The following is a 13,674-nucleotide window of genomic DNA, read 5'->3' on the forward strand; positions in this document are numbered from 1 at the left end:
TCAGCTGACACCTGCGAGTCCTCCTGTCGTGTCCGGGCGTCCAGTATCGCTGCGTGCAGCGAACGCGGACTCTTCCGGATAACCGAACCGGGCGCCACGCAAACCACCCGGATGTGACTGTGACCGTTGTCCCAGCATAGGGCCGCCGGTCGGCTCAGACGATCTCCCTGCGCAGGGACTCGTCGAGGGAGACGCGGACCAGCGCGGCAGCCAGGGCCTCGGGTCGCCCGTCGGCGAGGTCGGCGAGCCTGGCCGGATCGTCGGGCAGGCCGAGGTCGCGCGCCGCGGCGAGGGCGCGCTTGTCGAAATACGGTGTCGCCCAGTCCCACACCGACTGCACCTCGCGCAGGAAGATGTCGGCCCCGACCGGCCCGATACCGGTGAACCCCTGGAGCAGCTGTGCCGCGCGGGCGGGCTCGGACCCGGCCTCGTCGGCGAGGCGGCGCAGATCGCCGTGATAGTCGTCGAGAACCTTCCGTGCTGCCTCGCCGAGGCGGGTGGCGGTGCTCTCGTCGTAGCGGACGTAGTGGCCTCGGCCGAGGGCGTCGACCAGGCTCTGCCAGTCGGCCCGCGCCATCTTCTCCGGCGTGCGGTAACCGGCCGCGAACAATTCGCGGGCGGCTGCCACCGCGATGTCCGCGGAGATCCGGGTGCTCAGCAGCAGGGCGAGCACCAACAGTTCGAACAGCGGCGACGGCGTGTTCTTCAGCGTGATGCCGGCGTCCTCGGCGTAGGTGTGGCCGGCGCGGTCGAGCAGGGCCCGGGCCGTGTCGCCGGCGTGGTCGGTGCGGGTCATTGCTGCCGATTACCCGTCGCTGTGCCCGGGTAATCCTCCGTGCGGTCGCGGGTCACACGCCGGGGGTCACAACCAGTGACTGCGGCGGAACACCACGAACAGCACACTGCAGAGCGTGGCCAGGCAGGCGAGCACGACGGGGTAACCCCACTCCTGATGGAGCTCGGGCATGTGGTCGAAGTTCATGCCGTAGATGCCGGCGACCATGGTGGGCACCGCGGCGATCGCGACCCAGGCCGAGATCTTGCGCATGTCGGTCGACTGCTGGATGCCGACCTTGGCGGCCGCGGCCTGCAGTAGTGAGGTGAGCAGGTCGTCGTACTCGAGGACGCGGTCGATGACGGTGGTGAGGTGGTCGGAGACGTCCCGGAACTGGCGTCGGATCTCTTTGGGCACCAACGGGTTACCGCTCGCCGTCAGGCTCTGCAACGGTGCCGCGAGCGGCGTCACCGCGCGACGCAGTTCGAGCACCTCGCGACGCAGGAGGTAGACCGGGTCGATGTCGAGCGAGTGGCCCTGGCGGCCGAAGACGACCTCCTCGATCGCGGCGACGTCGACGTCCATCCGGTCGCTGACCGCCAGGTAGGTGTCGACGACCTTGTCGGCGACGGCGTGCAAGACCGCGGTGGGGCCGAGGGCGAGTCGCTCGGGATGGGTTTCCAGACGGCGTCGCAGCTCCGACAACTCGGTGTGCTCGCCGTGCCGCACGGTCAGGACGAAGTCGGGTCCGGCGAAGACCATGATCTCGCCGGTCTCCACGACCTCGCTGGCCAAGGCCATCGTCTCGTGCTCGACGTACTGCACGGTCCGCAGGACCAGGAACTGGGTCTCGTCGTACACCTCGAGTTTCGGTCGCTGGTGTGCGTGTACCGCATCCTCGACGACGAGTTCGTGCAGGCCGAACGTGGCTCCGACGTCGGCCATCTGCGCGTCGTCGGGGGCGTGCAACCCGACCCACACGAAGCCCTCGCCCGCTGCCCGCACCCGGGCGAGGCCCTCGGTGTAGGTGACGCGGCCGGGCTGTCGGCGACCGTCGATGTAGACCGCGCAGTCCACGATCGCCCGAGCCACCGGGACACGGATCTGCGGGAGCGGTCGGCGTTCGCGGCGCGGGGACAACCCGCGCGGACCGGGCCGGGGGAGCGACGGCATGAGTGCCGATGGTACCCGGCGGCCTCGTTCGGGCGCGGAGCTGTGCTGGGGATACGGTGGCGGGGTGCCTGAACGTCTTGTCCGCAAACGTCTCGTCACGCTGGCCGGCCTGCTCGTGGTCCTCGCGGTGGTGATCGCCGGATGCGCCGACGACGCCTCGTCCCCGCCGCGTGGGCTGGTGATCGGCTCGTCGGACGACCCGGCGATGCGGGTGATGGCCGAGATCTATGCGGGGGCGCTGCGCAACTCCGGCTCCGTGGTGTCCGCCGACCAGCTCCGCGGTGACGTGCCGACCCTGCTGGACGAGATGGATCGCGCCGGACTCGATCTCTTCCCGGCCTTCACCGGGGAACTGCTGACGATGCTCTCCCCGTCGTCCACCGCGATCGGTGCCGAAGACGTCTACCGCGACCTCAACCGCGCACTGCCGCAAGGTGTTTCGGTCGGTGACGAGACGCCGGTGGCAGCGGCTCCGCAGATCTTCGTGTCGACGACCCTCGCGGGCGACGTCGGCGCCACCGGCCTCGACGATTGTGCGCGACTGCCCTCGGGACTGCCGGTCGCGGCCGTCGCCGAACCCGACGAGGCGACCATGCGTGCCTTCGCCGACGCGGGCTGCGTGTTCGGCCCGGTCGAGCTCGCCGCGACGTCCGAGGACGTGCTCCGTCGCGCCGCCGGCGGCACGGCTGTCGGTCTGCTGACGCCTCTCGAGCTCGCCGGCGAGAACGCCGAGGGCGCGTCCTCGGAGGTGCAGGCGCTCCGGACCACGCCGGGCGGCGGCGACACCGCGGACGGTGCGGTCGACGCGGACGCCGACCAGGCGGACCCCTCGGGCCCGCGGGCGGAGGTCCTCGTGCCGGTTTTCCGTTCCGCGGCGCTGAATCGCGACCAGGTCAAGGCGATGAACAAGGTGGCGGGCGAGATCACCACCGCCGATCTCGCCACCATGTCCGCCGAGGTCGACGGTGGGGCGGACCCGCGCGATGTGGCCCTGGCCTGGCTGGGCGAACACGGGCTGTAGACACGACACGGCCTGCCGGACACGACAAACGCCGTGGCACCAACACGCCCCCGACCGCGTGTTGGTGCCACGGCGTCGCCGGCTCACCTGAGGTGTCAGGCGGCCTTCGACATCGCCCAGCCGGTGAGCTTCGCCGACACCCACTGGTACTTCGACGCGACCAGGCGCACCGCGAGGTCGAGGATCTTGGCGTCGGTGCCGACGAGGATGCGTGCCTTGTTCTTGCGAACGCCCTCGATGATCACCTCCGCGGCGTCTTCGCTGGTCATACGGGCGAGATAGCGATCGAAGAGCGCCGCCGTGGCCTTCTGGTCGTGGTCGCCGGACACGGTGGCGTTCCGGGCGATCGCGGTCTTGATACCGCCGGGGTGCACACAGGACACCTGCACCGGGTGCTTGGCGACGATCATCTCCTGGCGCAGCGCCTCGGTGAACCCGCGTACCGCGAACTTCGCGGAGTTGTAGGCGGCCTGTCCCGGCTCGGCGAGCAATCCGAACAACGACGACGTGTTCACGATGTGCCCGTCGCCGGAGGCGATCACGTGGGGCAGGAATGCCTTGGTGCCGTTGACGACTCCCCAGTAGTCGACATCCATCACCCGTTCGATGTCCTTGAACTCGGTGCGCTCGATCTCCCCGTGGTGGGCGATGCCTGCGTTGTTGAAGACGACGTTGACCACGCCGAAGTGCTCGGCGACGGTGTCGGCATAGGTGAGCACGGCTTCGCGCTCGGCGACGTTGAGCAGCTGCGAATGAACCTCGGCGCCGGCCTCTTTCACCAGCTTCTCGGTGACGGCCAGGCCGTCGGGGGTGACGTCGGAGATGGCCAGCCGCGCACCACGGCGCGCGAGCTTGACCGCGATGTCACGGCCCATTCCCGAACCGGCGCCGGTGATCACGACGACCTTGCCGCGAAAGTCCTTCATGTGTTGTCTCCTGTGAGTGGGTGCGGTCGGTCAGGCGTTGGCGGTGGCGGGCGAGTCGATGTCCTCGCCGGTGGCGGAACCGGCCGACACGGCGGGTGCGACGGGTCGCCGGGCGCCGCGGGTGACATCGTAGGCGGCGACATCGAAGGACCGGGTCGCCTGTCGGAACGCGAAGGTGAAGCCGGGCCACAGAGTCGTGATGTTGCCGTTGGCGTCCTTGTACCAGGAGGCGCACCCGCCGTTCACCCAGACGCTGTTGCGGAGCTTGTGCTGGATGCCCGCGTTGAACTCCTGCTGGGCGGCGAGCTTCACCTCGGTCCGGGTGATGCCCAGCGCGCGAGAGGTTTTCAGGTAGTCGACGAGGTAGTTGAGCTGCGACTCGATCATGTAGACCATCGAGGTGTGGCCCAGGCCGGTCGACGGGCCGACCATGAGCATCATGTTCGGGAACCCGTGGACGAACGAACCCTTGTAGCCCTGCATGCCGATCTCGCTCCACACCTGCGCGAGGCTGCGGCCGTCCTTGCCGATGATCTTCTCGAACACGGGGGAGTCGGTGACGTGGAATCCGGTGGCGACGACGATCACGTCGACCTCCCGGACGGTGCCGTCCTTGGCCACGATCCCGGTCGGGGTGATCCGGTCGATGCCGTCGGTCACCAGATCGACGTTGGGCCGCGCGAGCGCCGGGTACCAGTCGTTGGAGCGCAGGATTCGCTTACAGCCCACCTGGAACGTCGGAGTCGCCTTGCGGCGCAGTTCGGCGTCGCGGCCGATGCCGCGCAGGATGTTGGCGCGGCAGAGCAACTCGACCGGCTTGAGCGACTTCGGTGAGTAGGTGAGGCCGAACGCCACGACCTCGTTGGCGGCGTAGATCCCGCCGCGGACCGCGGACTGGTACCCCGGGACGTTCTTGTAGGCCCAGTGTTCGACCGAGCTGTAGGCGCGCTCTGTGCGGGGCACGATCCACGGTGCGGTGCGCTGGTAGACGTCCAGACGGCCGGCGACCTTCGCGACCTCGGGGACCAACTGGATGGCCGACGCCCCGGTGCCGATAACGGCGACCCGCTGACCGCCGAAGTCGTGGTCGTTGTCCCAGCGTGCGGAGTGCACGATCTTGCCCTCGAAGGACTCGATGCCCTCGATGTCGGGGAGGTTGGGTTCACAGAGCGGGCCGACACCGCCGACGAGCACTCGCGCCCGGACCTGGTCGGTGGTGCCGTCCCGGAGGGTGTCGATGATCCACCGGCCCTCGTCCTCGTTCCACTCGGTCCGGGTCACCTCGGTGCCGAATCGGGCCTTGGCGGGGATGTCGAACTTGTCGGCCACCCCGTTGATGTAGTCGTGGATCTCGGGCTGGTGCGAGTACGACCGCGACCACGTGGGGTTCTTCGCGAACGAGAAGGAGTAGAGCTGTGAGGGCACGTCGCAGGCCGCGCCGGGGTAGGTGTTGTCGCGCCAGGTCCCGCCGAAGTCGCGACCGCGATCGAGGAGGACGAAGTCGTCGAAGCCGTTCTGCTTGAGACGGACCGCGGCACCGAGACCCGAGAAGCCGGCACCGATGATGGCGATCTCTACATCGTTCGTTGTCATGGTGTCACCATAGGGTGGTACTGAACACGTGTCAATAGCTATTGAACGAGACTCAATAGGAGTAGTCTGGCCGGGTGGCCAGAGGACGAGGAAGTGCACAGTGTCGGTGATCAACGGCAAGACGATCAGCGGCGACCCGATCGGCGGCGACGCCGGCGACCGGCGCGCCCCGCACAAGCGCACGCGGATGAGTCCCGAGGCGCGTCGCGACCAGCTCATCGAGTACGGCCTCGCCATGGTCGGGGACCGGCCGCTCGAGGAGATCACCATCGACGCGATCGCCGACGCCGCCGGGGTGTCGCGGGCGCTGCTCTTCCACTACTTCGCCTCGAAGCAGGAGTTCCACGTCGCGATCGCGCAGGCTCAGGCGGACCGGATGCTCGCGCGTACCGAGCCGGACGAGTCCCTGGGTGATCCGATAGCGATCCTGTCGGCGTCGATGGCCGCGTTCGTCGACTATGTGAGTGAGAACCGCACCGCCTACACCACGCTGATCCGCGGAGCCTCGAGTTCGGACGCCGCGATGCGGGAGGTCTTCGACCGCACCCGCGAGGTGATGGTCGCCCGGGTTCTCGACCACGCTCCGGTGTTCGGGGTCGAGGTGACCCCGGTCGTCGTGATGAGCGTGCACGGCTGGATCGCCTTCGTCGAGGAGACGACGATCCGGTGGCTCACCGCGGAGACGACCGAGGCGCCGACGCTCACCCGGGACGAACTGCTCGCCCTGATCACCGCCGCGCTTCCCGCCCTCGCGGCGGCGACCATCGGGTAGCTGCCGGGCGCAGCGGATCAGATCCGCCGGCCGCCGGCCGGGCCCGTATGCCGCGTGGCTACTGGCTCCGACCGTCGCAGGAGCAGGCCGAGGCCCACCATCCCGACGCCGAGCACGAAGTGCAACCAGTTGTCGGCCGTGTTCACCGGTACGAAATTGGCGGCACTGTGGTGGTCGATCAGCAGTCCGTACACCCAGAGCACCAGGTACACGGCACCGCCGGCCACGAGATAGAGGAACGACGAGGACGCCGTGCGGGACATGAGCACACCCGCGACGCCGAACAGCAGGTGGACGATGTTGTGCAGGATCGACACCTGGAAGATGCCCAGCAGTGCGGCCTCGGAATGATGACCGGCGAACGTCAGCGTGTCGTAGTCCGTGGTGATGCCGGGGATGAACCCGAGGATGCCGACCAGCAGGAACACGACACCGACTGCCAGCGCCGCGGTCCGGATCGGTGAACGTGTCAGTCGCGAATTCTCCGATGTCATGAGGATCGCCTCCGAGAGATGCCGGGTCGCCGCGGCGGGCTCTTCACCGTGGCGGGTGGACCGCAGAGGAGTATCCGCCCACCGGTGTCCCGAAACCTGCTCGTGAGGCGGTCAGAGGCCGACGACCCGCGCGGTGTCGGGCCCGACGGCTTGCTCGAGAACATCGACACCATCGGTGTCCGCGAGTTCGGCGCCGGCGCGCAGCGTCCGGACGAGTTCGTCGGTGAACCGGCGGATCGTGCGGTGGGCGGTCAGCGTGTCGGGATGCCGGGCACGAAGCGCCAGTCCGTCGCCGGTCCGTGAGATCCAGAACTGCGCGTCGTCGGCGGTCGTCGCATTGGAGATGTGGTGGGCATCGATGGCCCGGTGCCGATCCGCGCCGGGGAGCAGCCGGTAGTCGACGTAGGACACCATGAAGATGTCCGCCCGCGTGCGGCGTAGTCCGCCCATCGCCTCGATGACCTGCGGAACGGGTACCTCGCCGAGCGCGACGGCCCGACGCAGCTCCGGTCCGGTGCGCCGGATCGTCTCCACCAGATCCCCGGTACCGACGACCCGCAGCGGCGCATTGGTGGTGAACCAGCCGACGGCGTCGCGCCACCTCTCCTCCCGACGCGTGTGCATCGGGAACAGCAGAGGTAGTTCTGGCCCGCCGCCGCAGCGGCGCACCGCGTCGGCCATCGCGGCCAGCGTTCCGCCGAACACGCTCGCACCGTTGCGTCGGCACAACTGGGCGAACCGCTCCGTCGCAGCCGAATCCAACAGCGTGCGCACCTCGGTGGCCTGGGCTGCGATGGCCCCGGGTTCGACACCGAGATCAAGGGGAAAGGTGGGCAGCGCGCCGTCCCGGTCGTCGAAGAAGCGGAGCCATTGGCGCATCCGGGGATCGGACAGCGCGACGGGGGGAGCGGATGACTCGGCTGCGCAGAAGTCGACGAAACTACCGCTCATGGCAGTCGCCGAGGGATCGAAAGAACCTCCGTGGCAACGGTATCCGTCATACAAGCGGTGCAGGTCGTCGATCACGATGGAGATCGAGTAGGCATCCACGTGGCAGTGGTCGAATCCGCAGATGATCGTCGACGCGTCGTCGCGGTCGATCGCGGCGAACAGGTACGCCGGGTAGCCGAAGGGATGACATGCGCGGTCGAGGGTGTCGCGGAGCCGATCGCGCAGGACGGTGTCGGAGGACGTGTCGATCACGGTGTCGATGCGGAGTACGAGGTCGTCCGGATCGTAGGAGTGGCGCCGGACCCCCTCCGGCCCGGTCGAGAACGACGACCGCAGGGTGCCGTGCCGTGCGATGAGGGCGTGGTAGGCGGAGCCGAGCGCGGCGCGGTCCACCCGGCCGCGGACCGTGAACGCCGCGGCCAACCACGTACTCGAGTCCTCGGCGGTGGCCAGGTGCACGGTCTGGTTGAACGACGGTGGCACATCGGAGATCTCGGACCGTGCGGCGGAGGTGTCCACGGTCCAGCACAACAGCTCACCCGCGGGCGGACCATAGCGATCGATGGTGGTGACGTGCACTCGTACTCACGCTCCTCTGCGCAGAGCCGCGGCGCCGGGGTCGGATGGCCCTGCCGCAACCGCGGGCCCGTGGATCTGCCGGTCGCCGGCTGCGGCGATGTCGGTGACGATGTCGCGCAGGTGGTGGTAGTAGGGGCGCGCCACCGACTCCGCGAACGGCGTCCCCGGGATCTGGCTGCCCAGGTAGAGCTCGTCGTGGTCGCGGTTGATCCACGCCGACGCGTTGGCCGTGCGGCCCTCCCCGGTGAACAGGGCGCCGCGCCGGAACGCGTCGCGCGACGTTCCGGGAAACCATCGGAAATCGATGTACGACAGCAGGTTCGGGGCAGTGACGATCGCATCCGGGGTGGCGCCCGCGGCGGCTATGGCGGCGAGCGCGGCCGCCACCGGCACCGCCGCGAGGTCGCGCGCGCGCCGGCGGGCCGCGTGGGCGGCCGGGATCAGTTCGGCGAAGGTGGATGCGTCGGTCATGGAGAACTCGACCGGTGCGAAGCTGCAGAACCATCCCTGAGACGTGGCGTAACCGTCGAGGGCGACCCGGGTGTTGAACACCGTCATGCCGTAGTAGTCCTCGGCGCCGGCCAGTTCCCGGTCGGCGATGGCGATGGCCGCGTAGACGCCGTCGATGAAGCGACCTCCCGCCGCGCGGCAGGCGGCGTCGAAGGCGACGATCCCGGCACGGTCGAGCAGCGAGACCTCGACACCGGTCACCTGCGCGGTCTCACCCGGGCCCAGGCCGAGGTCGAGAGGGAAGCGGGGCATCTGCAGGTCGTGCCGACGGAAGATGTCCTGCCAGGCGCGGGTCTGCGGGGTTCCGGCCAGATGCGCGGCGGTCGCTTGCTCCTCGGCCGCGGCGTAGGCGAAGTAGCCTCCGGCGGGCGCCGCCGCCTCGGTCTGCATTGCCCCGGTCTGTATTGCCTCTGCGGCCACCGCGTCGTCGGGCTCGTCGGCCCGCACCAGTTCGGCGTAGATCTGCGCGATCTCGTCGAGGGCGAGGGCCTGTGACGCGCCGTCGGAGAGGGCGTGGTCGCACGCCAGGAAGATGGCGAAACCGCCCGGCCGGCTGATGGCCCCGAAGGCGAAGCCGGGGAAGGTGTCGCTGGGGGTCTCGCGGTCGAAACGATCGATGAGATACGGGTGCACGTCGTCGACGGTCGTCAGTCGGCGGTCGACGTGACCCTCGAACTCGATGTCCGACGAGTCGACGAGATGAGCGGTGACCTCCCCGTCGCGGCACTCGAACCAGGTGCGCAGTACCTCGTGACGCCGGACGAAAAGGGTCAGGGCGCGTCCGAGGGCGGCGGTGTCGAGGTCGCCGTCGATCTCGGTGCCCGATCCCAGGTATCCGCGATGGGTGCGACCCGCCGCCCGGGCCAGCTGGGCACCGCGGACGTGGTTCTGCGCCAGGAACGTGACCGGCGCCGCGTGGGCGAGGGCGGTCGCGGCGGCCTCGCGGCACGCTTCGGTCGGGTCGAAGCGAACTGCGGTTCCCGGTTGCGGGCGCCAGTTGCCCATTGCCGTGATTCTCATCGGGTCCTCTCGTCGATCAGGCGGGGCGGGCGTCGTCCAGCGCGGCGGTGCCGGCGAAGGTCGCGCAGGTGTAGGAGGACAGCGGGAGTGCTGTTCCCTCGGTCGCGAGCGTCCGCAGGATCGTCGCGTAGGTCGTGATGAGGTCGCGAATGCTCGCGTCGGCGGGATCGTGACCCGGATGCCGGGCCGACACCGTGATCCCGCCGGGCACCCGCGCGATCCAGAGGTACACCTCACGGTCCGACCTCGAGCCGCCCCGCAGGATCTGCGCCCGGGCCGCATCCCATTCGGCGGCTCCCGGGACGTGACGGATGTCCAGGTACGACACGACGAACTCCGGTTCTCCTCCGGTGCCGAGCAATTCGACGATGCGCTGATAGGGGAACAGCGGCAGGTGCCGCACCTCGTCGATCGCGGCCGCGGTCGCGGTGAGTGCGTCGTCGAAGGTGACCGAGCCGGACAGATCGACCTCGAGCGGCGCCAGCCCGACATACCAGCCCACCGATCCCGCGTACCGAGCCTCCGTTCGCGTGTGCATCGGCATCGTCAGTCGCAGCGTGTCGCGCCCGGTGAGTGCGCGGAGGGTGACCGCGAGAGCGGCGAACACCGCCGTCTGCGTTCCGTGTCCGCTCGTCCGGGCCGCCGATGTCACGAACGTCGCCAGGCGGTCGGTGGCCACGTACTCGGAAACGCCGCGCTGGCGCGGTGTGCGCGCACGATCCCCGGTCTCCAGGTGCGGACGGACCAGTGGCAGACCGAATCCCGGTGCGTCCGCGGAACGGTCCAGGAACGTGCGCCAGCGCGAGACGGCCGGGTGCTCGCCGGTGAGTCCGAGCCCCACCGCGCGGTCATGGACGCCGAAGTCGAGATGACTTCCGACATCCGCCATCTCGGTGGACGCGCCGCGCCGCGCCGAGATGTACAGGCGCCGGATCTCACTCATGCTCAACAGGATCGAATACGCATCCATCACCACGTGATCGGCGGCGAACGCAACGCAGAAACCACCGCGGGGCGAGGAGATGGTGGCCACGATGCAGTGCGGCCAGCGCGTCGGCGCGAGTCTGGCGTCGAAGATCCCGGTCAGGAGCTCGCGGACATCGTCACCGGAGTCGAATCCGCCGGCCACCTCGGTGTCGACACCGAGATGGCCGCCCCGGTACGTCCGGCGTCCGTGGTGCGGATCGTCGCTCGTCGGGTCGGCGGTCGACCGAAGGGCCTCGTGCCGGGTGAGGAACTGGTTCAGGCAGGATTCGAAACGCTCGGCATCGAGCTCGTCGTCGATCTCGAAAATCGCTCCGAGCCAGGAGTTCTCATCGTCGTCACCGGCCGCCGACCGCCATATCGACGCCGACTGGTCGTAGGTGAACGGCCGCGGATCCGACTGCCACCCCGCGAGATCCGTACGTGTGGTCGGTGTCCAGATCGTCACCGTCCCAGCCGGTACGGGATAGTCGGACAGCTCGGTGAACTTCATGCGCGGTCGTCCATGTGTCGGTCATCCGTTCCCGGGCCGCGACACCATGCCGTGCCTTCGACGACATGACCCCCCGGCCCATGAGTTCTGATCTGAGACAACAGGAATCGCTCGTACCCCGATGCACGTGCGCGACTCGGTACGACGCACCGGGGGAGTTTCCCCGGGATCGAGCGGATCACGTCGAAACCGCCTGTGTCTGTAGCGAGCCTAAGCGGTCACAACGGACACGTGCAGCGGCACGAGCGCGTGACGTTCATCACCGAGGCCGTTGTCGCTGCGTCGAGGATCGACCGTGTGGGCGTGGAAGTCGGCTGTGTACCTGGTTGTTTCGCTGATCGGGGATCGACGGCGGTGAACGCACCGGGCTCTCGTTGCGTTCATGTAAAGAACTGGTGACGAGCTGCGACGCGATCGGGCGCCGTCCCGACGGAATGCGAAGTCAGACGGCGTGTCGACGAAAACCGTTGCCGGGCAGTGTCGAATACCGCAACAGGTCACGTTGCGACACCTCGGGAGCTCACCTACCGTGGGGCCGAAGTCGACCACACGCATCGGGGGTGCCATGTCCACGACCGTCCCGGCCATCGAGGCCCGCGGTCTGACCAAGGAATTCGGCGGCACACGGGCCGTCGACGCGGTCGATCTCCTCGTGCCCGCAGGTGGCGTCTTCGCCCTGCTGGGGACCAACGGCGCCGGAAAGACCACCACCGTGCGCATGCTCGCGACGCTGCTGCGGCCGGATGCCGGAGACGCCCGGATCTTCGGGCACGATGTCGTCACGCAGGCGACGGCGGTCCGGTCGCTCATCGGGGTCACCGGCCAATACGCCTCCGTGGACGAAGATCTCACCGCCCGCGAGAACCTCATGATCTTCGGTCGACTCATCGGATCGTCACGCAGCCGGGCGCGCATCCGCGCCGACGAACTGCTCGACGAGTTCGGGCTCGGCGCGGTCGCCACCCGGCGCGTGGGGCATTTCTCCGGCGGCATGCGCCGCCGTCTGGATCTCGCGGCGTCGCTGATCACCCGGCCCCGCCTGCTGTTCCTGGACGAGCCCACCACCGGACTCGACCCCCGCACGCGGGCCCAGATGTGGCAGACGGTGCGCGACATGGTCGCGCGCGGATCGACAGTCCTGCTGACCACACAGTATCTCGACGAGGCCGACGAACTCGCCGATCACATCGCGGTGATGGATCGTGGCCGGGTGGTCGCCGACGGCACCGCGGACGAACTGAAGGCCGGCGTCGGGGACATGAGCGTGCGAATCGAACTCGCCGACGTGGATGATCTGACGGCGGCCGCCCAGGTGTGCGCGCCGTTCACCTCGAGCGGCGAGGCGACGATCGCCCGGCGCGAGGGGGTCCTCGTGCTGCCGATGTCCGACATCGACCCGCTCGCCGACATCCTCGGTGCGCTCCGCGCCCGCGGGATCGTGCTGACGTCGGTCAACGTCGTGCGTCCGACCCTCGACGAGGTGTTCTTCGCGCTGACCGACGGCGGCGACCCCACGCGGTCCGCGCCGGAAGTCGATCCGACGGGAGCGCGGGCATGACCACGGGATCACTGCAACCGAGCGCCCTTTCCGGCGGCGCGACGCCCGAGGCGCACGATCGGGTTCGGCCGGCGGCCGCGGTGATGCAGTCGCTCACGATGACCCACCGGGGCCTGCTGAAGATCAAACACAATCCACAGCAGCTGTTCGACGTCATCGTGCTGCCCATCGTGTTCACCGTCATGTTCTCCTCGATCTTCGGCGGTGCGATCGCCGGGAACGTCGTCGGCTATCTCCCGTTGCTGATCCCGGGCGTACTGGTCCAGGTGTGTATCGCGGCGTCGGTCGTCACCGGAGTCCAGTTGCGCGAGGACCTCGACCGCGGGGTCTTCGACCGGTTCAAGTCGCTGCCGATAGCGCGTATCGCTCCGCTGGCCGGCGCGCTGGTGGCCAACACGTTCCGCTACGTGGTGGCCTCGGCCATCACGGTGTGCGTCGGGCTGATCATGGGGTACCGGCCGGCGAGCCCGGTGGGGATCGTGGTCGCCTGCGTGCTGATCGTGGTCGTGGCGTTCTCGTTGAGCTGGATCTTCGCGCTCCTCGGGGTCCTGCTCGACAAGGCGTCGACCGTCCAGGGTGTCTCGATGCTCGTGCTGATGCCGATCACGTTCGTGTCCAACGCGCTCGTCCCGATCGACACCATGCCCGGGTGGATGCAGGCCTGCGCATCGGCCAACCCCGTCTCCCATCTCGTCACGGCGGCACGCGGACTGGCCGCCGGCGAGAACGTGGGGACCGACATCGCATACACGCTCGTGGGCGCGGCGGCGATCCTCGCCGTGGTGGTGCCGGTGACCCTGCGGACCTACATGCGGCGGACCTGAA

General features: G+C 68.9%; 12 protein-coding genes. 4 read left to right on the top strand and 8 right to left on the bottom strand.

All coding sequences use genetic code 11. The features are described from left to right. Positions 1–154: 154 nt before the first annotated feature. Complete coding sequence (locus tag KTR9_RS10130) at positions 155–796, bottom strand: endonuclease (protein ID WP_014926307.1); 642 nt, start codon at positions 794–796, stop codon at positions 155–157. 66 nt (positions 797–862) lie between these two features. After that, positions 863–1,948 (bottom strand): magnesium and cobalt transport protein CorA, encoded by a 1,086-nt coding sequence (locus KTR9_RS10135; protein ID WP_010842933.1) that lies wholly within the window; start codon positions 1,946–1,948, stop codon positions 863–865. Between the two features lie 64 nt (positions 1,949–2,012). On the opposite strand from KTR9_RS10135, the gene KTR9_RS10140 reads away from it, so the two are divergent. Further along, positions 2,013–2,969 (top strand): glycine betaine ABC transporter substrate-binding protein, encoded by a 957-nt coding sequence (locus KTR9_RS10140; protein WP_014926308.1) that lies wholly within the window; start codon positions 2,013–2,015, stop codon positions 2,967–2,969. Positions 2,970–3,064: 95 nt separating this feature from the next. Here the strand turns inward: KTR9_RS10140 and KTR9_RS10145 are convergent, their stop codons facing one another. After that, positions 3,065–3,895, bottom strand: a complete 831-nt coding sequence (locus KTR9_RS10145; protein ID WP_014926309.1) for an SDR family NAD(P)-dependent oxidoreductase — start codon at positions 3,893–3,895, stop codon at positions 3,065–3,067. A 30-nt stretch (positions 3,896–3,925) separates the two neighbouring features. After that, the gene (locus tag KTR9_RS10150; protein WP_044506407.1) at positions 3,926–5,488 is read right to left on the bottom strand and encodes a flavin-containing monooxygenase; all 1,563 of its coding nucleotides are present in this window, start codon (positions 5,486–5,488) and stop codon (positions 3,926–3,928) included. Positions 5,489–5,675: 187 nt separating this feature from the next. Between KTR9_RS10150 and KTR9_RS10155 the strand changes: the two genes are divergently transcribed. Further along, positions 5,676–6,260, top strand: coding sequence for a TetR/AcrR family transcriptional regulator (locus KTR9_RS10155; RefSeq protein WP_231632654.1), 585 nt, complete (start codon positions 5,676–5,678; stop codon positions 6,258–6,260). A gap of 17 nt (positions 6,261–6,277) precedes the next feature. Here KTR9_RS10155 and KTR9_RS10160 read toward each other — a convergent pair whose 3' ends face one another. The 4 genes from KTR9_RS10160 to KTR9_RS10175 all read right to left on the bottom strand — a co-directional run bounded on the left by KTR9_RS10160 (position 6,278) and on the right by KTR9_RS10175 (position 11,291). After that, a complete protein-coding gene (locus KTR9_RS10160) occupies positions 6,278–6,754 on the bottom strand; it encodes a DUF4383 domain-containing protein (protein WP_014926312.1) in 477 nt (158 codons plus the stop codon). Positions 6,755–6,865: 111 nt separating this feature from the next. Beyond that, on the bottom strand, positions 6,866–8,284 hold the full coding sequence (locus KTR9_RS10165; RefSeq protein ID WP_014926313.1) for a condensation domain-containing protein: 1,419 nt from the start codon (positions 8,282–8,284) through the stop codon (positions 6,866–6,868). Between the two features lie 6 nt (positions 8,285–8,290). Then, positions 8,291–9,814: a condensation domain-containing protein gene (locus KTR9_RS10170; RefSeq protein ID WP_014926314.1), complete on the bottom strand. Its 1,524-nt coding sequence runs from the start codon at positions 9,812–9,814 to the stop codon at positions 8,291–8,293. A 16-nt stretch (positions 9,815–9,830) separates the two neighbouring features. Then, positions 9,831–11,291, bottom strand: coding sequence for a condensation domain-containing protein (locus KTR9_RS10175; RefSeq protein ID WP_014926315.1), 1,461 nt, complete (start codon positions 11,289–11,291; stop codon positions 9,831–9,833). A gap of 565 nt (positions 11,292–11,856) precedes the next feature. Here KTR9_RS10175 and KTR9_RS10180 point away from each other — a divergent pair. Both KTR9_RS10180 and KTR9_RS10185 read left to right on the top strand, forming a co-directional pair. Beyond that, entirely contained in the window at positions 11,857–12,849 is a 993-nt protein-coding gene (locus tag KTR9_RS10180; protein ID WP_014926316.1) for a daunorubicin resistance protein DrrA family ABC transporter ATP-binding protein, read from the top strand. Further along, positions 12,846–13,673 carry an ABC transporter permease gene (locus KTR9_RS10185; protein WP_010842943.1) on the top strand — a complete coding sequence of 276 codons (828 nt, stop codon included), beginning with the start codon at positions 12,846–12,848 and terminating at the stop codon, positions 13,671–13,673. The genes KTR9_RS10180 and KTR9_RS10185 overlap by 4 nt, the downstream gene beginning before the upstream one ends. Position 13,674 lies beyond the last annotated feature (1 nt).

It is taken from the genome of Gordonia sp. KTR9 (assembly GCF_000143885.2).
Classification (GTDB): Bacteria; Actinomycetota; Actinomycetes; order Mycobacteriales; family Mycobacteriaceae; genus Gordonia.